The sequence below is a fragment of the Streptomyces muensis genome, from assembly GCF_021474425.1.
Classification (GTDB): Bacteria; Actinomycetota; Actinomycetes; order Streptomycetales; family Streptomycetaceae; genus Streptomyces; species Streptomyces muensis.
The window spans coordinates 17794-36992 of sequence record NZ_JAKEIP010000065.1; the positions used below are offsets into that span (position 1 = coordinate 17794).

Sequence of the window (19199 nt, forward strand, 5' to 3'; positions counted from 1 at the left end):
TTCCCGCAGTACCTCACTGGAGACAGCCATGCCCTTGGTGCCCCAGCGGGCCGACGTGCCCGTGACCGTCGACGAGTCGAAGTGCATCGACGGCTGCACGCTCTGTGTCGACATGTGTCCGCTGGACTCCCTCGCGATCAACCCCGACAGCGGCAAGGCCTACATGCACGTCGACGAGTGCTGGTACTGCGGCCCCTGCGCCGCCCGCTGCCCCACCGGGGCCGTCACGGTCAACATGCCCTACCTGCTGCGGTGAAAGGCCCCCTCCCGATGAAACGCAAACGTACGCCGACCGCCGCCGCCCTGCTCGCGGCCGCCCTCCTCGGCACCCTCGTCACCGGCTGCGGCCGCGACGCGTCGGCCGGCGACGCCAACCACGTCACCGTGACCGTCGGCTACCAGTCCAAGACCATCAACACCGTCACCGCCGGCACCCTGCTGCGCTCCCTCGGCTACTTCGAGCGCGAACTCGCCGCGCAGGGCAAACGGGACGGCATCTCCTACAAGGTCGAGTGGCAGGACTACGTCACGGGCGCGCCCATCACCGCGCAGATGACCGCCGGGAAGATCGACATCGGGTCGATGGGGGACTTCCCGCTGCTCATCAACGCCGCCCGCGGCAAGCAGCTGAACCGCCCCACCCGGCTCGTGTCGGTCACCGGTTACAACCTGCGGGGCGCCCTCAACACCGTGGTCACCGCCCCGCAGTCGAAGCTCGGCTCGCTGAAGGACCTCAAGGGCAGGAACGTCTCCACCAGCGTCGGATCGGCCGCCGACGGAACCCTCGTACGGGCGTTGCAGCAGGCCGGCCTCGACCCGGAGAAGGACATCCGCAAGCTCAACCAGCAGCCGGCGGTGGGCGCTTCGGCCCTCCAGGCGGGCAGCGCCGACGCCCTGTCCCAGTTCGTGGCCTGGCCCGGACTGCTCGCCTTCCAGGACAAGGCGAAGGCCCTCTACGACGGTGCCGAACTCGACCTGCCCACCTTCCACGGAGTGACGGTCCGCCAGGACTTCGCCGAACAGCGGCCGAAGGTCCTCGACGCCTTCCTCACCGCCCAGACCGAGGCGACCCGCTACCTGAACGAACACCCCGTGCAGGCCGCCGAGAAGGTCGCCGAGGCCACCGACCTGCCCCCGGAGGTCGTCTACCTCTACAACGGCAGCGGCGGCATCGCCACCTTCGACCCGGCCCTCAAGCCGCAGCTCGTCGCCGCGCTGAAGAAGGACGTACCGGTACTGCGCTCGGCGAAGCTCGTCGGCGATGTGGACGTCGACTCCTTCGTCGACGACGGCCCGATCAAGAGGGTCTACGGCAAGGAGTACGCCGAGCGACTCGCCGCCACCCCCGAGCCCTCGCGCGGCGAGGTGTGGCTCAAGGGCGAGGAGCGCACCCGTCCCTTCGACTCGCCCACCGCCCTGCTGGAGTTCGTCGCCGGGCACAAGGACGAGGTGCGCGCCGCGTACGTGCCGGACGCCGCCAACGGCACCCGCTGGTACGCGGACCGGGCCGTCTGGGTCCAGGACGGCAAGGAACTGCGGCCCTTCGTCACCCCTTCCGCCGCCCGCGCGTACACCCAGGCGCACCCCGGCGCCCGCACCGTCTCCTACACCACCGCGCTGGAGCAGGCGTCATGACCGCGGTGACCGCCCCGCCGAAGAAGGCGTCCGCGGGGCCGCCGCCCTCCGCCGCTCGGCGCACGGCACGGTTCCGGCCGGTCGTACGCGTCCTGTCGCTGCTCGCCGCGCTCGCGCTGTGGCAGCTGCTGACCACGCTCGACGTCCAACTGTGGCTGCGCTTCGACCAGTTCCCGTCCGTCACCGACGTGGCCCGGGAGTTCGGGCAGCGGCTCGGCGACGGCGCGTACTGGCAGGACGTGAGCGACAGTCTGCGCAGGATCGTGACCGGCTTCCTGCTCGCGGCGGTGCTCGGCGTCGCCGCGGGTGTCGTGGTGGGCCGCTCCCGGTGGGCCGCGGACCTGATCGGCCCGGTCCTGGAGGTGCTGCGGCCCGTCCCCGCCATCGCACTCGTCCCCGTGGCGATCCTGCTCTTCCCCAGCAACGAACAGGGCATCGTCTTCATCACCTTCACCGCCGCGTTCTTCCCGGTGCTGGTCGCGACCCGGCACGCGGTGCGGGCTCTGGCGCCGGTGTGGGAGGAAGCGGTGCTCACCATGGGCGGCGGCCGGTGGCGGGTGCTCGCCTCCGTGGTGCTGCCGGGCGCGCTGCCGGGGATCTTCGGCGGGCTGTCGGTCGGGATCGGCGTCTCGTGGATCTGCGTGATCTCCGCGGAGATGATCTCCGGTGAGTACGGCGTCGGCTACCGCACCTGGCAGGACTACACCGTCATCGACTACCCGGGTGTCTTCACCGGCATCGTCAGCATCGGCCTGCTGGGCTGGCTGACCTCCACGCTGGTGGAGGTCCTCGGACGCCGGCTGACGCACTGGCTGCCGCGACGTGAGGGGACGGGCACGTCATGAGCACGGAAACGGACATCGCGACCAGTGTGCCGCCCGTCGACCAACCCGCCCCCGGGGCGCGTCTCGGCCTGACCGGGGCGCGGCTCGGGCGACCGGGCGCCGCCGTACTGCACGGCCTGGACCTCGAAGCGGCTCCGGGCGAGATCCTCACCGTCGTCGGCCCGTCAGGGTGCGGCAAGTCGACCCTGCTGCGGACCCTGGCCGGGCTGCTGCCCACACTCGCCGGACAGGTCGTGCAGGACGGGCGGCCCGTCACCGGGCCCGGCGCCGACCGGGCGCTGGTCTTCCAGGAGGACGCCCTGCTGCCGTGGCGCACGGCCCGCGCCAACGTCGAACTGCCCCTCGCCATCAGAGGGCTGGGCCGCGCCGAGCGCAGGGCCAGGGCGGAGGAGTGGCTGGACCGGGTCGGACTCGCCGGTCTGGAGCGGCAGTTGCCGCACCGGCTCTCCGGCGGGCAGCGCCAGCGGGTGCAGATCGCCCGTGCGCTCGCCGGGCAGCCGCGCGCCGTATTGATGGACGAGCCCTTCGGCGCGCTGGATGCGCAGACCCGGGCCGGCATGCAGCAACTGCTGGTGGAGGCGCTGCACGGTACCGGCGCCACGGTCGTCTTCGTCACCCATGACGTGGACGAGGCGCTGTTCCTGGGCGACCGGGTGGCACTGCTCGGCGAGGGCCGTCTCAACGGTGTGCGCCGGGTGCCACGGCCCCGCGACCGCGCCGCCCATGACGACCCCGCGACGACGACACTGCGCCGTGAGGTTCTGGATTCCCTTGGTACCAAGACGCTCTGACGCATCGCTCCAGGGCTCGGGTCCTCGGGTTCGTCGGCGGCTGCGGGGCGGTGGGGGCCGTTCGCGCAGTTCCCCGCGCCCCTGAGTGGGCCTCGCGGCCGCCGACCCAGGGGCGCGGGGAACTGCGCGATCAGCCACAGACGGCCCGCACCCGACCGTCATGCCCCACTCTCAGTGAAAGGCCACCCGTCATGACCCCCGCCCCCCTCACACAGATCCCCGCCCTCGACTCGGCCGAGGAACTGAGCTGTGACGTCCTGGTGATCGGCGGCGGCACCGCCGGCACCATGGCCGCGCTGACCGCCGCCGGGCGCGGCGCCTCCGTGCTGTTGCTGGAGAAGGCCCATGTCCGGCACTCCGGAGCGCTCGCGATGGGCATGGACGGCGTCAACAACGCCGTCATCCCCGGCCGCGCCGAACCCGACGACTACGTCGCCGAGATCACCCGCGCCAACGACGGCATCGTCGACCAGTCGACGGTCCGTCAGACGGCGACCCGGGGTTTCGAGATGGTGCGGCGACTGGAGTCGTACGGCGTGAAGTTCGAGAAGGACGAGCACGGCGAGTACGCGGTCCGTCAGGTGCACCGGTCGGGCTCGTACGTGCTGCCGATGCCCGAGGGCAAGGACGTCAAGAAGGTCCTCTACCGGCAGTTGCGCAGGCGGGAGAACCGAGAGCGGATCCGGATCGAGAACCGGCTGATGCCGGTGCGGGTCCTGACCGCCGACGGCAGAGCGGTCGGCGCCGCCGCCTTCAACACCCGTACCGGCGCTTTCGTGACCGTGCGGGCGGGGGCCGTGATCCTCGCGACCGGCGCCTGCGGCCGGCTCGGGCTGCCCGCGAGCGGCTATCTGTACGGCACGTACGAGAACCCGACCAACGCGGGCGACGGCTACGCGATGGCCTACCACGCGGGCGCCGAGCTCACCGGCATCGAGTGCTTCCAGATCAACCCGCTCATCAAGGACTACAACGGACCGGCGTGCGCCTATGTCGCGAACCCGTTCGGCGGCTACCAGGTCAACCGGCACGGGCAGCGCTTCGTCGACTCCGACTACTGGTCGGGGCAGATGATGGCGGAGTTCGCCGCCGAGGTGGCCTCCGACCGCGGCCCGGTCTACCTCAAGCTCAGCCATCTGCCCGAGGAGTCGATCTCGGCACTGGAGTCCATCCTGCACTCCACCGAGCGCCCCACCCGCGGCACCTTCCACTCCGGACGCGGCCACGACTACCGCACCCACGACGTGGAGATGCACATCTCCGAGATCGGGTTGTGCGGCGGTCACTCCGCCTCCGGGGTACGCGTCGACGACCACGCCCGTACGACCGTGCCGCGCCTGTACGCGGCCGGCGACCTGGCCTGCGTCCCGCACAACTACATGATCGGCGCGTTCGTCTACGGCGACCTGGCGGGCGAGGACGCCGCCCGGTACACCGCCTATCAGGGCGAGCTGCCCCGCGAACAGCTCGCCGAGGCCCACGAGTTGATCTACCGCCCGCTGCGCAACCCCGACGGCCCCGCCCAGCCTCAGGTCGAGTACAAGCTGCGCCGCTTCGTCAACGACTACGTCGCCCCGCCCAAGAGCGGCGCCCGGCTCTCCCTGGCGCTGGAGCACTTCGAGCGGATGCGGGACGAGATCGCCGAGATGGGGGCGCGGACCCCGCACGAGCTGATGCGCTGCGCCGAGGTCTCTTTCATCCGCGACTGCGCGGAGATGGCGGCCCGGTCCTCCCTCGCCCGCACCGAGTCCCGCTGGGGCCTCTACCACGAGCGCCTCGACCACCCCCAGCGGGACGACTCGGACTGGCTGCACCACCTCGACCTGCGCAAGAGCCCAAGTGGCGCGATGGAGTTCACGGCGCGCCCCGTCGCCCCCTACCTCGTGCCCGTCACGGAGTTCACCCCCGTCGGCGGCCCCTCGCGCCACCTCGGCGAGGTGAAGCCGCTGCCGACGGCCACGGCGGGACGCCGGGAGGCACCCCCGTCGGCGGCCGGCGGAGCGCCGGGCGGTACCGCCCCGTCCGCCGGTGCGACGCGTGACGCCTCGGAGTCCAGCCGGGAACGGCTCCTCGAACTCGTGGCCCTCACCGAGGAGGAACCCGAACTCCCGGCACTGGAGCCCTACTTGAAGGACCCGGACGCCGCCGTACGTCTCGAAGCCGTCAGGGTGCTGACCGAGACGGCCCCGCCCGGCGCGGGCCCCGCCCTGGCCTCCGCCCTGACCGACGGCGACGGACACGTGCGGGCCGCGGCCGCGTCCTCGCTGCGTGAGCTGGCCGAAGTCCTCCCGTCGGAACCGGAGTTGCGCGACACACTGGTGGCCGCCCTGACGGTCACGGATCCGACGGCCCGCGGCACGGCCCTGGACGTGCTGCGCGCCCTGCGCCTCGGCGACGCCGCCCTGTTCGCCGGACACCTGGCCGCCCGGGACGTGGAGGTGCGCCTGGCCGCCGTACGCGCCCTGATCTCGGTGGACGCGGTCGACGCCCTGTCGGCGGCTGCCACGGACCCGGCGCGTGAAGTACGGGTGGCCGTGGCACGCGGGTTCGCGGCCCTGGGCCCGCACATCGACCTGAACCGGTCCGTGGAGGCGGGCGAGGGCGCGGCGGTCGCCCTGTCCGGCCTGATTCGTGATGCCGACGTCCTCGTACGCGCCGCCGGCCTGGAGACCCTGGGTGTCCTCGGCGTCCCCGGCCAACTCCTCGCCACCGTCACGGCGGCGCTCACCGACCCGGCCTGGCAGGTCCGCGCGGGGGCCGCGACCGCCCTCGGCGGCGCCGCCCCGGACCACGGCGTGCCCGCTCTCGCCGAGTCGCTGAAGGACCCCGACGCCGATGTGCGCAAGGCCGCCGTACTGGGTCTGTTGCGCCATGCCGCGCACGACGACGCCCGTGCGGCGCTGGCGACCGCGGTCGACGACCCCGACGCCGATGTCCGCGCGTACGCGGGCCGCGCGGCACGATGAGCCGACTTCGCCGCCTCTCCGGAAACTCTCCCAACACGGTCCGGTCAACTTGGAGTTTGGTTGGTCTGAACCATTGACTGGTACAGACCAAAGCGGTTGAGTGTGTCTCCACACCCCCCACCACGGCCGCCCCCACGCCGTGGCCGACCCCGTCGGCGCGTGCGCACAAGGCTCTGCTTCGCCCTGCCCTTGGCCGGGTGCGGCCGTGCTCCGCAAAGGAGTTGATCCTGTGTCGAGGCGCCGCATAGCCGCTCTGCTGTCCGCGCTCGCTCTGGGCAGTGCCGCGCTGCTGTTCCAGCCGGCCCCGAGCGCGTCCGCCGCCGGGTTCGTCGTCAGCGAGTCGCAGTTCAACCAGATGTTCCCGAACCGGAATCCCTTCTACACCTACAGCGGCCTGACCGCCGCCCTCAGCGCCTACCCCGGCTTCGCCAACACCGGCAGCGACACGGTGAAGAAGCAGGAGGCGGCCGCCTTCCTCGCCAACGTCAACCACGAGACCGGCGGCTTGGTCCACATCGTCGAGCAGAACACCGCCAACTACCCCCACTACTGCGACCGCAGCCAGCCCTACGGCTGTCCCGCCGGCCAGGACGCCTACTACGGCCGCGGCCCCATCCAGCTCAGCTGGAACTTCAACTACAAGGCAGCGGGCGACGCCCTCGGCATCGACCTGCTGGGCAACCCCTGGCGGGTGCAGAACGAGTCGGCCGTCGCCTGGAAGACCGGCCTGTGGTACTGGAACACCCAGAGCGGCCCCGGCACCATGACCCCGCACAACGCCATGGTCAACCAGGCCGGCTTCGGCCAGACCATCCGCTCCATCAACGGCTCCCTGGAGTGCGACGGCAAGAACCCGGCCCAGGTGCAGAGCCGCGTGAACGCCTACCAGCGCTTCACGCAGATCCTCGGCGTCTCCCCGGGCGGCAACCTGTACTGCTGACGCCACCCCGGTGCCCGAGGTGTGTGCGAGACTCCGCCGATGACCTCCGAAACGATCACCGCGAAGGCCTCGGGCACCTTCACCCTCGGCGACCTGACCGTGAGCCGTGTCGGCTTCGGCGCGATGCGGCTCACGGGCAGCGCCGCCTTCCACCACGGGACGCCGAGCGACCGGGACCGTTCGATCGCCGTTCTGCGCAAGGCGGTCGACCTGGGCGTCGACCACATCGACACGGCCGCCTTCTACTTCTCGGCCCTCCGCTCCGCCAACGAACTCATCAACACCGCCCTCGCGCCGTACCGCGACGACCTGGTCATCGCCACCAAGGTCGGCCCCCACCGCGAGTACGACGGTGGCTGGGGCACCTCGGCCCGGCCCGACCAACTCCGTGGGCACGTCGAGGAGAACCTGCGTCAGCTCGGCCGCGACCACCTGGACCTGGTGTACCTGCGCCGCATGGGGCAGGACTCCGTCGCCGAGCACTTCGGCGCGCTGGCCGAACTGCGCGAGGCGGGCCTCGTCCGCCACCTCGGCATCTCCGCGGTGGAGCCACGGCACCTCGCCGAGGCGCAGGCCATCGCGCCCGTGGTGAGCGTGCAGAACCGGTACGCGCTCGACCGGCCGGATCCCCAGGCCGACGAACTCCTGCGCCGGTGCGGCGAACAGGGCATCGCCTTCGTGCCGTTCTACGCGGTGGCCGGCGACACGGGCGAGCGGGGCGCCACCACCGCCCACGACGACGAGGTCCTCGCCGTCGCCCGCGCGCACGGCGCGAGCCCCGCCCAGGTCCGCATCGCCTGGACCCTGCACCAGGGCCCGCACCTCCTCGCCATCCCCGGCACCGGCAACCCCGACCACCTGGCCGAGAACATCGCCGCGGGCGCCCTCCACCTCACCGCTGATGAGCTGGCCCGGCTCAACACGGCTCGAAATGAAGCGGGTTGACCCGGACCGGCGCGATGTCGTCGGCCTCGCTCAGCCCGTGTACCCGGTCACCGGATAGTGGTCCGAGAGGTTCGTGTACGTGTAGTCCGTCCCCCAACTCGACACCGTCCAGGGCGCGCTCTGCTCCTTGACGACCTCGTTCTTCCAGACCGAGGGACGGACGTGACCCGCGCGGTGCAGGACGTGGTCCAGGTCCTCGCGCGGGTCGTCGGGATAGCGGTCGCGGGCGATGGAGTTCTCCTGGGTGTCGAAGGAGTACGGGTGTCCGGCGCGCGCGTCTGCCCCCGCCAGGCCGCCGTCGGCGAGCATCGACGCGTACTCGGACGTCCGCGAGTCGACGTTCATGTCACCCGCGACCACGACCTGCTCGCCCGCCGGGATGTTCTTGGCGTCCAGGAACGCGTCGATCGCCTTGAACTGCCGGCTGCGCATCGCGGCCGCCTCACCGGCGTCACAACCCGGGTCGGTCGACTGCGCGTGTGTGCCGACGACGTGCACCTTCGTGCCGTTCACGTCCAACACCACATAGGCGAAACCCTTGTTGGACCACCAGTCCGCCCCGCACGCGTCCTTGTAGACCCACTGCTCCTTGCGCAGCACCGGCCACTTGCTGAGCACCGTGACCCCGCCGTCCTCGGGCGTCGTCGCCGAGTACGCGCCGCCGGTCGCGTCCCAGCCGCTCTGACTGCGCCCGACCACCGGGGTCTGGTACGGGTACTGGCCCGCGAGGGATCGTTGGAGCGCGTCCGAGGACGAGTTGTCGAACGCCTCCTGAAGGACGACCACGTCGTTGCCCTGCACGAACGGCGCCTTCGCGATCTCCGCGGCCCGATGGTCCTGGCCCCAGTTCGGGTAAAGGGTCTTGCTGAAGAGGAACACGTTGTACGACAGCACCCGCAGCGCCGGTACCTGCTCGGCGGCCGAGGTGGCCGTGGCGGCCTGGGCGGCGGGCGCCGCACCCGCGAGCCCGGTGGTGGCGAGCGCGAGGACGAGCACGGCCGCGCCAGGGGTGCGGCGCGGTGCGAAGAGCGTCACTGGATCTCCCTGAGGGTGAGGAGGGCTGAGTGGCGCCGCACATCAAACCACCGGCGATTACTCCCAGGTAACTCCCGTGCGTGAAAAGAATGTCGGGCAGCGGTACGCCAGGCTCAGACCACCCAGACCCCGTCCCGCACGAGATACCGGCCGCGCATCTCGTGCTCGCCGTTGCGCGCCTGCACCACCCGCGGACGCACCCGGAAGTACATGTACGGCGCCTCGTCCGCCCGGGGGTCCCAGCCCGTCTTCGCGACAAACGCCTCGGCCGCCGCTGCCGGCACCTCGTCGGCGCCGTACATCTCCGCGTCGCCGTCGACGATGACGACGTCGAGCGTGTCCCCGAGCGCCAGCCTGGCCCGGCGCCCGTCGCGCAGGTTGCGGCCGGTCGGGGTGGCCGGCCGGGTCGCGAGCCACAGGCACTCGCCGTGCCACACGAACCACAGCGGGACCAGGCACGGCACCCCGTCGGCGTCGGCCGTGGCCACCCAGATGTCCATCTCCTTCTCCAGGCGGACCAGGAGATCGCGCTTGCGCTGCTCGGGAGCACGGGGCGGCTTGGTGATCTTCATGGGCCGGACGCTACCGGGGGAGCGGGCGGTACGGATCGGGCCCGGGTCCTAGGTCTCCGGATGCGGCCGTGGGTCCCTGTCGCCGACGACTGGCGTCTGGGACGTTTTACGTATAACCTCTCCCGTCAATCGCACCTCCCGGAAGGCCCCGATGAGACGCATCGCCCTGGTCACCCTCGTCGTCGACGACTACGACGAGGCGATCCGCTTCTACACCGAAGCCTTCGGCTTCCGGCTCGTCGAGGACACCCCGCGCCCGGACGGCTCACGCTGGGTCGTCGTCGCGGCCGACGACCAGGGCACCGCGCTCCTGCTGGCCCGGGCCAAGGGTGACGAACAGCGCGCCCGGGTCGGCGACCAGACCGGCGGGCGCGTCGGGTTCTTCCTGCACACCGACGACTTCGCCCGCGATCACGCCCGGATGCTCGCCGCGGGCGTGACCTTCCTGGAGGAGCCCCGGCATGAACCGTATGGTTCGGTCGCCGTCTTCCAGGACCTGTACGGCAACCGCTGGGACCTGCTCCAGCCCGCCGACTGACCTCCCTCCGCTCGCCGGAAACCGCCCTCGGAATCCGCCCTCGGAATCCGCCCCGGAACCGCCCGCTCAAGGCTCAAGGAAAGACCTCGCCATGACTGCCACGCCCTCCGCTACGCGCGTAGACGCCGATGTGATCCGCCGCCTGCCCAAGGCCGTCCTGCACGACCACCTCGACGGCGGCCTGCGTCCCGCCACCGTGGTCGAGCTCGCGGCCGAGGTCGGCCACACCCTGCCCACCACCGACCCGGACGAGCTCGCGGCCTGGTACTTCGAGGCCGCGAACTCCGGTGACCTGGTCCGCTACATCGCCACCTTCGAGCACACCCTCGCCGTGCTGCAGAGCCGGGAGGGCCTGCTGCGCGCCGCCGAGGAGTACGTCCTCGACCTGGCGGCCGACGGCGTCGTGTACGGCGAGGTGCGTTACGCCCCGGAGCTGAACACCAACGGCGGGCTGAGCCTCGCCGAGGTCGTCGAGACGGTCCAGGAGGGTCTCGCGGCCGGTATGGCGAAGGCCGCGGCCGCCGGCACCCCGGTCCGGGTCGGCACGCTGCTGTGCGGGATGCGGATGTTCGACCGGGTGCGTGAGGCCGCCGATCTCGCCGTGGCCTTCCGGGACGCCGGGGTCGTCGGCTTCGACATAGCCGGTGCCGAGGCCGGCTTCCCCGCCGCCGACCACCTGGACGCCTTCGAGCACCTGCGCCGCGAGAGCGTGCCGTTCACCATCCACGCCGGTGAGGCCGACGGCCTGTCCAGCATCCACCAGGCCCTCCAGATCTGCGGCGCCCAGCGCATCGGCCATGGCGTGCGCATCACCGACGACATCGTGGACGGTAAGCTCGGCCGCCTGGCCGGCTGGGTGCGCGACCGTCGTATCGCGCTGGAGATGTGCCCGACGTCCAACCTCCAGACCGGCGCCGCCACCTCCATCGCCGAGCACCCGATCACCGCGCTGAAGGACCTCGGCTTCCGCGTCACCCTCAACACCGACAACCGGCTGGTGTCGGGGACGACGATGACGCGCGAGATGTCGCTGCTGGTCGAGGAGGCCGGCTGGACGGTCGAGGACCTGCGCACGGTCACGGTGAACGCCCTGAAGAGTGCGTTCATCCCGTTCGACGAGCGCAAGGCCCTCATCGAGGACGTCGTCCTGCCCGGCTACGCGCTCTGAAGCAGCCCGCGCACATAGGCGGCCTGTCCGACGTGCTGGAGATCGTCGGACAGGACGCTGACCAGCCGTACGCCCAGGGTCACCGGTGGATCCCAGCGGTCGTCCACGACGCGCTCCAGATCCTTGGCGGCCACCTCGCGCAGGGCTCCCAGGGTCTGGGCGTGCACGGCGTCGTAGTAGCCGGTGAGCAGGTCGCCGGAGTCGACACGGACCTTGGCGACCTTGGCGGCGGTGTGGCCGTAGCCGGTGTCGTGGCGGGGCAGGTCGAGACCGAAGGTCTTCTGGAAGTCCTGGGTCAGCCAGACCTGGTCGAGATCGAAGGCGTCGGCGATGTGGTCGTCCTGGACCCGGGTGAGATGCCAGACCAGCCAGGCGACGGAGTTGGCGTCGGGGGAGGGGCGGGTGACGAGGTCGTCCGGGTCCAAGCCCTCGACCGCGGCGTGGACCTCTTCCTGGATGCGGTTGTAACCGTCGATGAGGATGTCCTTCGCATGCATGGCTCCACCATCGCGCAAAGCCGTCCGTCACGCGCCCTTCGCACCGGCCGTCACGCCGCGCCGTCCGTCTCCAGCAGCGCCATCAGCGCCCGCGCCGCCGGGCTCGTGGCCTGCGGGGGCGGCAGCAGGGCGACCGTCTCGTAGACGGTCTCGCCGGTGACCTTCACCGGCAGCGCGGTCAGTGAGCCGCGCTTGTGCCGGAAGTGGCGCGGTACGACGGCGATGCCGAGATCCTCGTCCACCAGGTCCAGGAGGCTGTGCACGTCGTTGACCTCCAGCGCGACGGACCGCCGTACGCCCGCCGCCGCGAAGACTGCGTCGGTGGTGCGGCGCGGCCCCCAGTCCGGGTGGAAGTCGACGAAGACCTCACCGCCCAGCTCCTCCGGGGTGACGGCGGCGCCGGCCTCGGCGAGCCGGTGGCTGGGGTGACACAGGACGGTCATCGGCTCGCCGGTCAGCGGTACGACCCGCAGCTGGTCGGTGTCCTCCTGCGCCGCGCGCACGGCGAAGGCCAGATCGAGGCGTCCGGCCGCGACCTCCTCGGCGAGCGCTCCCGAGCCCGCCTGGCGCAGGCAGATCTCCACGTCCGGATGTTGCCGCCGGAAGGCCGCGAGCAGCCCGGCCACATGCACCCCGGCGATGCACTGCTCGGACCCGATCGCGAGCATGCCGCGCAACACGCCCTGCACGGCGGCCACCGCCTCGTGGGCGGCCCGCACCTGCGCCAGGATCCGTTCCGCCTCGCACAGCAGGGCGCGCCCGGCCGGGGTGAGGGTCACCCTGCGGGTCGTCCGTACGAACAGCGGGGTCTGCAACTCCCGCTCCAGGGCCCGGATCGAGGCCGACAGGCCCGACTGGGACACCATGAGGCGCTCGGCCGCGCGGGTGAAGTGCTGGTCCTCGGCGACCGCCACGAAGTGCTGGAGATGGCGCAGTTCCATGATTGAGCAGCGTAGCCGCTGAATCCCATCTGATTTACCTGTTGGACCACTGCCCGCAGGTCGCGACAGCATGGGAGGCGACTGGAACACCGGCTTCTCGGAGCCGGTGTTCGTGTGCCAACCCCTCTGGAGTCGCGTTGTACACCGCACACCCCGACCGCTACGCGGACATGCCCTACCGGCGCACCGGACGCAGTGGCCTCAAACTCCCCGCGCTGTCCCTGGGCCTGTGGCACAACTTCGGCCCGGCGGACCGCTCGGTCGAGCACCAGCGGGCCATCCTGCGCCGCGCCTTCGACCTGGGCGTCACCCACTTCGACCTGGCCAACAACTACGGCCCGCCGCCCGGGGCCGCCGAGTCGGCGTTCGGTGAGGCGCTGAAGGCGGACTTCGCGCCGTACCGCGACGAGCTGATCATCTCGACGAAGGCCGGCTATCTGATGTGGCCCGGCCCGTACGGCGAGTGGGGCTCCCGCAAGTACCTGCTGTCCTCACTCGACCAGAGCCTGAAGCGGATGGGCCTGGACTACGTCGACATCTTCTACTCGCACCGCCCCGACCCGGACACTCCGCTGGAGGAGACGATGGGCGCCCTGCACTCGGCGGTGCAGCAGGGCAAGGCACTGTATGTCGGCATCTCCAACTACTCGGCCGAGCAGACCCGGGAAGCCGCCCGCATCCTGGGCGAACTGGGCACCCCGCTGCTCATCCACCAGCCCGCCTACTCGATGCTGAACCGCCGCCCGGAGGACGAGGGGCTCCTCGACGCCCTGGACGAGCTCCAGGTCGGCTCGATCGTCTTCTCCCCGCTGGCGCAGGGCCAGCTCACCTCCCGCTACCTCGACGGCATCCCGAAGGACTCGCGGGCCGCGAGCGGCAGCCCGTTCCTGAACGCCGACGCGATCACCGAGGAGCTGCTGGGCAAGCTGCGTGCCCTGAACGAGATCGCGGGGTCCCGGGGGCAGACGCTGGCCCAGCTGGCCCTGGCCTGGGTGCTGCGCGGCGGCCGGGTGACCTCGGCGCTCGTCGGCGCGAGCAGCGCGCAGCAGATCGAGGACAGCGTCGCCGCCACCCGCAACCTCGACTTCGACGCCGAGGAACTGGCCCGGATCGACGAGATCCTCAAGGGCTGAGCCGCTCCGTCAGGCGCACGGTCACCGAGTCGCCCTCCTGCTTCCCGATGGCCTTGCGCACCTCGGCCTTCACGGGAAGCTTGTGGGTGCCGTCCCCGAGAGCCATGAACGAACTCCGGAACGGATGTCCGTCGACCGTCCCGCGGACCTTGACCAGTCCGCGGGTACCGAAGAAGTCCACGGACTCCGGCCAGACGACATAGGTCCAGCCGCCCTCGCTGGGGCTCTTGAGCAGGACGGCGGTGAACTCGGCGTTCACCTGGGTGTTCGTGGTCATCGCTGCGCTCCGTTCGCGGCGGTCCGCACCGCCTTCAGTGGTCGGACCGCCGCGACGGACAGAACTCATCGCTCACGTCTCGGCGGGCACCCGGTCCAGGAAGCCCAGGACGGACATGATCCGTCCCTCGGCGTCCAGCGTGATCACGTCGGACCCCGCGACCGGCGCCGCGCCGTCGGCCTCCCGCACCAGTTCCCAGGAGAAGCGCGCCGTGTCGTGGTGGCCGTCCACGGATCCGGTCCGCCGGAAGACGAACCCGGGGAACTGCGCCTGCGCCGCCGCGACGACGGCCACGATCCCCTCGTGTCCGCGGACGTCGGCCAGCGGATCGGTGTACCCGCCGTGCGGGGCCCACGCGGTGGCGACGGCGTGGGCCAGCGCACCGGGCTCGCGGGCGTTCCAGGCCTCGAAGTAGCGGGTGACGGCGATGTCGTAGCGGTCGGTGGACGCGGGCATGGGCGATCAGCCTCCAACGAGGTCGTCATTGCTGGTCGGAACCGGGATCCCGCCTCTCGGCGACCCGGTACCGCAACGATGCCCGCCCGTCGCGGAAAGCTCGATTACTCCCGAGGTAATGCCCCGGTCACACCCCGATTTGACGTGTACCCGCCGTATTTCGGCCAACACTGACTGTGAATATGCCAGGAGACTGGCCGGAAAGTCGTGGTGACAGTGTTTCAGTAGTGAACATACTCACTACGAGGGTGCCTCACATGGGGCGACGGCGCCCTTACGCACCGCTCACGAGCCGCAGCGAAAGCGAGGACCGCCGACAGGCGAACACGGCAACACGGGGGAGGCAACGTGCACGACGAGTTCCTGTGCCATGTCACCGCATACGGCGTCTGCGGCGGCCGGCGCATCGGTGTACCCCTGGGAACGTACCGGGCGCCCACCCTGGCCCTCGCGCTGTGGTGGTTACGGGACCGGGCCTCCTGGATCGCCGAGCGATTAGACCCGCGACCGGACGCCGAGCACTTCCCGCCGAGTGCGCTCGTCCCGGTCGCCGACAATGTGCCCGACGTACCGGCCGTGCTGCGGACCTGGTGCGGTGACCCGGACCAACAGGAGCTGGTGGCCGACGAGTTGGCGGCCGGGCGGCTGGTGCGGATCGCCGTGAGTGACGAGACCACCGAGTACGAACTGCTCGCCGAGTCGGTGGACGCCCTGCGGATGCAACGGACCATTCCGGCGCTGGTCGTACCCGTCGGCTAGAGCCGATGGGCGGACCCGGAGCAAGCAGGCGCATATCCGTACAGATCGATAGAATCATGGCATGGCGGAGCGACCAGCCGCACCGACCGCGCCTGTACTCGTCCTGGAGACCGAGTCGGGATCCACCGTGATGACCCCGGGCCGTGACTACCACGTCGGACGTGACCCCCTCAGCGACATCGTCATCGACGACGCCCGTGTCTCCTGGCACCACGCGGTGCTGCGCCCCGACGTCGACCACTGGACCCTCGCCGACGAGAACAGCACCAACGGCACCTATACCGAGGGCCACCGCATCCGCGAACGGGACGTCGGCCCCGGCACCGTCATCCGCTTCGGCAACCCCTCCGACGGCCCCCGCGCGGTCCTGCTCGACCGCACCCCTGCCGTCGGCGCGGCGAACCGCCCCTCGGCGGTCTCCATGCCGAGCCTCACAGGCACCTTCCGCCGGCCCACCACCGTCCGGCCGCTGCCCGCCCGCGCCGTCCGCATCGGCCGCGCCGCCGACAACGACCTGGTCATCGACGACCTGATCGTCTCCCGCCACCACGCCGAGCTGCGCGCCCTGCCCGACGGCACATACGAGATCGTCGACCTGGGCAGCCACAACGGCACCTACCTCAACGGCGGTCCCGTCACCAGCGCCCCGGTCGGCGTCGGTGACATCGTCGGCATCGGCCACTCCGCGTTCTGCCTGGTCGGGGAGGAACTCCAGGAGTACGTCGACACCGGCGAGGTCTCCCTGGAGGTGCAGGACCTCGCGGTCGCCGTCGACCACGGCCGCAAGCTCCTCCTCGACAACGTCTCCTTCCCGGTCGGAGAGAAGTGCCTGCTCGCCGTCGTCGGCCCGAGCGGCGCCGGAAAGTCCACACTGCTGGGCGCCCTCACCGGCCAGCGCCCCGCCGACCACGGCACCGTCCTCTACGACGGCCGCGACCTCTACCACGACTACGCCGAGCTGCGTCAGCGCATCGGCCTGGTCCCGCAGGACGACATCCTGCACGCCCAGCTCACCGTCCGCAGCGCCCTGTCCTACGCCGCCGAGCTGCGCTTCCCGCAGGACACCGCCAAGGCCGAGCGCCGGGCCCGGATCGAGGAGGTCATCCACGAGCTGGGCCTGGAGCAGCGCGCCGACCAGCCCGTGCACAGCCTGTCGGGCGGCCAGCGCAAGCGGGTCAGCGTCGCCCTCGAGCTGCTGACCAAGCCGTCGCTGCTGTTCCTGGACGAGCCGACCTCCGGTCTCGACCCCGGCATGGACCGCTCGGTGATGCACATGCTGCGCGGCCTGGCCGACGACGGCCGTACTGTCATCGTCGTCACCCACAGCGTGCTCAGCCTCGACGTCTGCGACCGGCTCCTCGTCCTCGCGCCGGGCGGACGGATCGCCTACTACGGGCCGCCCGAGGAGACCCTGCTCTTCTTCGGTTTCGAGCACTGGCCGGAGGCCTTCGAGGCCTTCGAACGCGACCAGGAACGCGACTGGGCGGGCGACTACCGCGCCTCGATCTACCACCGGCAGTACATCGCCGACGCCACCGCACAGCCCCGGCAGCCCCGCACCGGCCCGGTCCTCATCACCCCGCCGCCCCGGCCGCGCAGCCGCCGCGCCCAGCTCGGCACCCTGATCCGCCGCTACGCCACCGCCCTGGCCGCCGACCGCACCTTCCTCGCCATCATGATCGCCCTGCCGTTCGTGATGGGGGCGATGACCCGCGCCCTGGCGGGTGGCAGCCTGACCCGGGACAAGGCGACGAGCGCGCTGCTGATCCTGTGCGTCGGCGGTGTCCTCACCGGCGCAGCCAACGCGGTACGCGAACTCGTCAAGGAGCGCGTCATCTACCAGCGCGAGCGGGCCGTCGGCCTGCCCAGATCTGCGTACCTGATGTCCAAGGTGGTGGTCCTGGGGACGATCACCGTGCTCCAGGCCGTCGTGCTGACCCTGGTCGCGCTGCTCGGCGTCGACCTCCACGCGCCCGGCGGCGAAGGCGTGTTGATGCCGCCCCTTGTCGAGATCACCGTCGCCGTCGCCCTGCTGTCCTTCACGGCGATGATGCTCGGCCTGGTCGTCTCCGCGCTGGTGCGCAAGGAGGAGGTGACCATGCCGCTGCTGGTGCTGCTCGCCATCGTCCAGGTCGTCTTCTGCGGCGCCCTGCTGAAGCTCGACGGCGTCCCCGGCCTGGAGCAGCTGTCCTGGCTGGTGCCCTCCCGGTGGGCGTTCGGCGCGATGGCCGGCACCGTCGACCTGGCCCGGATCGCGCCCGGGGACCTGACCGGCGATCCGCTGTTCGAGCACTCGGCCGGGGTGTGGCTGCTCAACGTCGGCATGCTCGTCGTGCTCTCCCTCCTCTTCGGCTTTCTCGTCTCCCGGCTGCTGCGCCGCCGCGAACCCGTCGTGATGCGGAAGTAGGCGCACACGATGGCTTCCCCCGGCTTCCGGCCCACCCACGTGGTCCCCCAGCGCGGCATGCCCGCCTGGGAGGAGCCCGACCCCGCCCGGCCCACCGTGCCCCTCGACGCGTTCCTGCCGGTCCAGCTCGTCGAACGGCGCGGTGACTGGGGTCGTGTCCTGTGCGCCAACGGCTGGTCGGCCTGGGTCGACGGCCGCTTCCTGGTCGCCGTGCCCCAGGACCCGCCCACCGCCGACGACGCCCCCGTCACCCGCACGGCCGATCCGCGCCCGCTGCTGACCCGCGTCGAGCGGGTGCTGGCCGACTACCGGTCCGCGCTGGAGGACATGGCGTCCGGCGGCCTGGACGGCGAGTCCTTCCGCGCCCGCACGTCGGGACTGCGGATCGGCGCGGTCGTCGACGGGGAGTCCATGTGGCTGTACGACGCCGAGCAGGGGCGGTGGGAGTACGTGGACGGCACCCGCTTGACCACCTACGCCACGGACGACGGCCCCCGCGCCGCCGCCGACCCCGGCCATGCCCCGACCAGGGTCGTGACGCCCGATGGCCCGTGACACCAGCCTCTTCTCCGGCCGGCCCTCCGAGCTGATCGGCCGCCAGGTCGCGGGCTACCGCATCGAGCGCGAGATCGGCCGGGGCGGCATGGCCGTGGTCTACCGCGCCAAGGACCTGCGTCTGGAACGCACGGTGGCGCTGAAGCTCCTCGCGCCCGAACTCGCCCGCAACGACACCTTCCGCCGCCGCTTCACCCACGAGTCCCGGGCCGCCGCAGCGATCGACCATCCGCACATCGTGCCCGTCTTCGAGGCCGGCGAGACGGACGGCGTCCTGTACATCGCCATGCGCTACGTCTCCGGCAGCGACCTGCGCCATCTGCTCGACAGCCAGGGCCCGCTGACGCCCGCGACCGCCCTGCGGATCGCCGCGCAGGTCGCCTCCGCCCTCGACGCCGCCCACGAGAACGGCCTGGTCCACCGGGACGTGAAACCCGGCAACATCCTCGTCGCACGCGGCACCGACAGCGACCACCCCGAGCACGCCTACCTCACGGACTTCGGCCTGACGAAGAAGTCCCTGTCCCTGACCGGCTTCACCACCGTCGGCCAGTTCGTCGGCACCCTCGACTACGTGGCCCCCGAGCAGATCTCGGGCAAGCCGGTCGACGCCCGCTGCGACGTCTACGGCTTCGCCTGCGTGGTCTACGAGTGCCTGACGGGCCACCCGCCGTTCCGCCGCGACGAGGACATGGCTCTGCTCTGGGCCCACCAGTACGACGACCACCCACCCCTGACC

The 19199-nt window shown here is 71.3% G+C and carries 20 protein-coding genes; 14 read left to right on the top strand and 6 right to left on the bottom strand.

Annotated elements, in window-relative coordinates; all coding sequences use genetic code 11:
- The first annotated feature begins 28 nt into the window (after positions 1-28).
- The 7 genes from L0P92_RS17885 to L0P92_RS17915 all read left to right on the top strand — a co-directional run bounded on the left by L0P92_RS17885 (position 29) and on the right by L0P92_RS17915 (position 8122).
- Complete coding sequence (locus L0P92_RS17885) at positions 29-256, top strand: 4Fe-4S dicluster domain-containing protein (protein WP_031480193.1); 228 nt, start codon at positions 29-31, stop codon at positions 254-256.
- A gap of 14 nt (positions 257-270) precedes the next feature.
- A complete protein-coding gene (locus L0P92_RS17890) occupies positions 271-1635 on the top strand; it encodes an ABC transporter substrate-binding protein (protein WP_234763732.1) in 1365 nt (454 codons plus the stop codon).
- Positions 1632-2480: an ABC transporter permease gene (locus L0P92_RS17895; protein ID WP_234763733.1), complete on the top strand. Its 849-nt coding sequence runs from the start codon at positions 1632-1634 to the stop codon at positions 2478-2480. Before L0P92_RS17890 ends, L0P92_RS17895 begins: the two co-directional genes overlap by 4 nt.
- A complete protein-coding gene (locus L0P92_RS17900) occupies positions 2477-3271 on the top strand; it encodes an ABC transporter ATP-binding protein (protein ID WP_234763734.1) in 795 nt (264 codons plus the stop codon). The genes L0P92_RS17895 and L0P92_RS17900 overlap by 4 nt, the downstream gene beginning before the upstream one ends.
- Before the next feature lie 191 nt (positions 3272-3462).
- Entirely contained in the window at positions 3463-6237 is a 2775-nt protein-coding gene (locus L0P92_RS17905; protein ID WP_234763735.1) for a fumarate reductase/succinate dehydrogenase flavoprotein subunit, read from the top strand.
- Between the two features lie 229 nt (positions 6238-6466).
- On the top strand, positions 6467-7177 hold the full coding sequence (locus tag L0P92_RS17910) for a chitinase (protein ID WP_234763736.1): 711 nt from the start codon (positions 6467-6469) through the stop codon (positions 7175-7177).
- 39 nt (positions 7178-7216) lie between these two features.
- The gene (locus L0P92_RS17915) at positions 7217-8122 is read left to right on the top strand and encodes an aldo/keto reductase (protein WP_234763737.1); all 906 of its coding nucleotides are present in this window, start codon (positions 7217-7219) and stop codon (positions 8120-8122) included.
- A 30-nt stretch (positions 8123-8152) separates the two neighbouring features.
- Here the strand turns inward: L0P92_RS17915 and sph are convergent, their stop codons facing one another.
- Both sph and L0P92_RS17925 read right to left on the bottom strand, forming a co-directional pair.
- Complete coding sequence (sph, locus tag L0P92_RS17920) at positions 8153-9157, bottom strand: sphingomyelin phosphodiesterase (protein WP_234763738.1); 1005 nt, start codon at positions 9155-9157, stop codon at positions 8153-8155.
- A gap of 113 nt (positions 9158-9270) precedes the next feature.
- Positions 9271-9729 (bottom strand): pyridoxamine 5'-phosphate oxidase family protein, encoded by a 459-nt coding sequence (locus tag L0P92_RS17925; protein ID WP_234763739.1) that lies wholly within the window; start codon positions 9727-9729, stop codon positions 9271-9273.
- A 151-nt stretch (positions 9730-9880) separates the two neighbouring features.
- Here L0P92_RS17925 and L0P92_RS17930 point away from each other — a divergent pair, with 151 nt between their 5' ends.
- On the top strand, positions 9881-10267 hold the full coding sequence (locus L0P92_RS17930) for a VOC family protein (protein WP_234763740.1): 387 nt from the start codon (positions 9881-9883) through the stop codon (positions 10265-10267).
- Positions 10268-10358: 91 nt separating this feature from the next.
- Positions 10359-11435, top strand: coding sequence for an adenosine deaminase (locus L0P92_RS17935; RefSeq protein ID WP_234763741.1), 1077 nt, complete (start codon positions 10359-10361; stop codon positions 11433-11435).
- Here L0P92_RS17935 and L0P92_RS17940 read toward each other — a convergent pair.
- The gene (locus tag L0P92_RS17940) at positions 11423-11932 is read right to left on the bottom strand and encodes a mycothiol transferase (RefSeq protein ID WP_234763742.1); all 510 of its coding nucleotides are present in this window, start codon (positions 11930-11932) and stop codon (positions 11423-11425) included. The genes L0P92_RS17935 and L0P92_RS17940 overlap by 13 nt on opposite strands.
- Before the next feature lie 50 nt (positions 11933-11982).
- On the bottom strand, positions 11983-12873 hold the full coding sequence (locus tag L0P92_RS17945) for a LysR family transcriptional regulator (RefSeq protein WP_234763743.1): 891 nt from the start codon (positions 12871-12873) through the stop codon (positions 11983-11985).
- Positions 12874-13010: 137 nt separating this feature from the next.
- On the opposite strand from L0P92_RS17945, the gene mgrA reads away from it, so the two are divergent.
- Positions 13011-14006 (top strand): L-glyceraldehyde 3-phosphate reductase, encoded by a 996-nt coding sequence (gene mgrA / locus L0P92_RS17950; RefSeq protein ID WP_273634057.1) that lies wholly within the window; start codon positions 13011-13013, stop codon positions 14004-14006.
- On the opposite strand, the gene L0P92_RS17955 is transcribed toward mgrA, so the two are convergent.
- Together L0P92_RS17955 and L0P92_RS17960 are read right to left on the bottom strand one after the other, a co-directional pair.
- Positions 13996-14283, bottom strand: coding sequence for a DUF1905 domain-containing protein (locus L0P92_RS17955; protein WP_234763744.1), 288 nt, complete (start codon positions 14281-14283; stop codon positions 13996-13998). The two genes, mgrA and L0P92_RS17955, sit on opposite strands and share 11 nt — an antisense overlap.
- Before the next feature lie 72 nt (positions 14284-14355).
- On the bottom strand, positions 14356-14739 hold the full coding sequence (locus L0P92_RS17960; protein ID WP_234763745.1) for a nuclear transport factor 2 family protein: 384 nt from the start codon (positions 14737-14739) through the stop codon (positions 14356-14358).
- Between the two features lie 348 nt (positions 14740-15087).
- Here L0P92_RS17960 and L0P92_RS17965 point away from each other — a divergent pair, with 348 nt between their 5' ends.
- The 4 genes from L0P92_RS17965 to L0P92_RS17980 form a co-directional block, all read left to right on the top strand.
- The gene (locus L0P92_RS17965) at positions 15088-15498 is read left to right on the top strand and encodes a hypothetical protein (protein WP_234763746.1); all 411 of its coding nucleotides are present in this window, start codon (positions 15088-15090) and stop codon (positions 15496-15498) included.
- Positions 15499-15559: 61 nt separating this feature from the next.
- Entirely contained in the window at positions 15560-17905 is a 2346-nt protein-coding gene (locus L0P92_RS17970) for an ABC transporter ATP-binding protein/permease (protein ID WP_234763747.1), read from the top strand.
- 9 nt (positions 17906-17914) lie between these two features.
- Entirely contained in the window at positions 17915-18460 is a 546-nt protein-coding gene (locus L0P92_RS17975; protein WP_234763748.1) for an SH3 domain-containing protein, read from the top strand.
- On the top strand, positions 18450-19199 hold a 750-nt coding region (locus tag L0P92_RS17980; RefSeq protein ID WP_234763749.1), incomplete at its 3' end, for a serine/threonine-protein kinase. The genes L0P92_RS17975 and L0P92_RS17980, both read left to right, overlap by 11 nt.

Excerpts from the sequence above, each read along its gene's own strand:
- L0P92_RS17885 (WP_031480193.1), top strand. The coding sequence starts at position 29 with ATGCCCTTGGTGCCCCAGCGGGCCGACGTGCCCGTGACCGTCGACGAG.
- L0P92_RS17890 (WP_234763732.1), top strand. The coding sequence starts at position 271 with ATGAAACGCAAACGTACGCCGACCGCCGCCGCCCTGCTCGCGGCCGCC.
- L0P92_RS17895 (WP_234763733.1), top strand. The coding sequence starts at position 1,632 with ATGACCGCGGTGACCGCCCCGCCGAAGAAGGCGTCCGCGGGGCCGCCG.
- L0P92_RS17900 (WP_234763734.1), top strand. The coding sequence starts at position 2,477 with ATGAGCACGGAAACGGACATCGCGACCAGTGTGCCGCCCGTCGACCAA.
- L0P92_RS17905 (WP_234763735.1), top strand. The coding sequence starts at position 3,463 with ATGACCCCCGCCCCCCTCACACAGATCCCCGCCCTCGACTCGGCCGAG.
- L0P92_RS17915 (WP_234763737.1), top strand. The coding sequence starts at position 7,217 with ATGACCTCCGAAACGATCACCGCGAAGGCCTCGGGCACCTTCACCCTC.
- L0P92_RS17925 (WP_234763739.1), bottom strand. The coding sequence starts at position 9,729 with ATGAAGATCACCAAGCCGCCCCGTGCTCCCGAGCAGCGCAAGCGCGAT.
- L0P92_RS17930 (WP_234763740.1), top strand. The coding sequence starts at position 9,881 with ATGAGACGCATCGCCCTGGTCACCCTCGTCGTCGACGACTACGACGAG.
- L0P92_RS17935 (WP_234763741.1), top strand. The coding sequence starts at position 10,359 with ATGACTGCCACGCCCTCCGCTACGCGCGTAGACGCCGATGTGATCCGC.
- L0P92_RS17940 (WP_234763742.1), bottom strand. The coding sequence starts at position 11,932 with ATGCATGCGAAGGACATCCTCATCGACGGTTACAACCGCATCCAGGAA.
- L0P92_RS17945 (WP_234763743.1), bottom strand. The coding sequence starts at position 12,873 with ATGGAACTGCGCCATCTCCAGCACTTCGTGGCGGTCGCCGAGGACCAG.
- L0P92_RS17955 (WP_234763744.1), bottom strand. The coding sequence starts at position 14,283 with ATGACCACGAACACCCAGGTGAACGCCGAGTTCACCGCCGTCCTGCTC.
- L0P92_RS17960 (WP_234763745.1), bottom strand. The coding sequence starts at position 14,739 with ATGCCCGCGTCCACCGACCGCTACGACATCGCCGTCACCCGCTACTTC.
- L0P92_RS17970 (WP_234763747.1), top strand. The coding sequence starts at position 15,560 with ATGGCGGAGCGACCAGCCGCACCGACCGCGCCTGTACTCGTCCTGGAG.
- L0P92_RS17975 (WP_234763748.1), top strand. The coding sequence starts at position 17,915 with ATGGCTTCCCCCGGCTTCCGGCCCACCCACGTGGTCCCCCAGCGCGGC.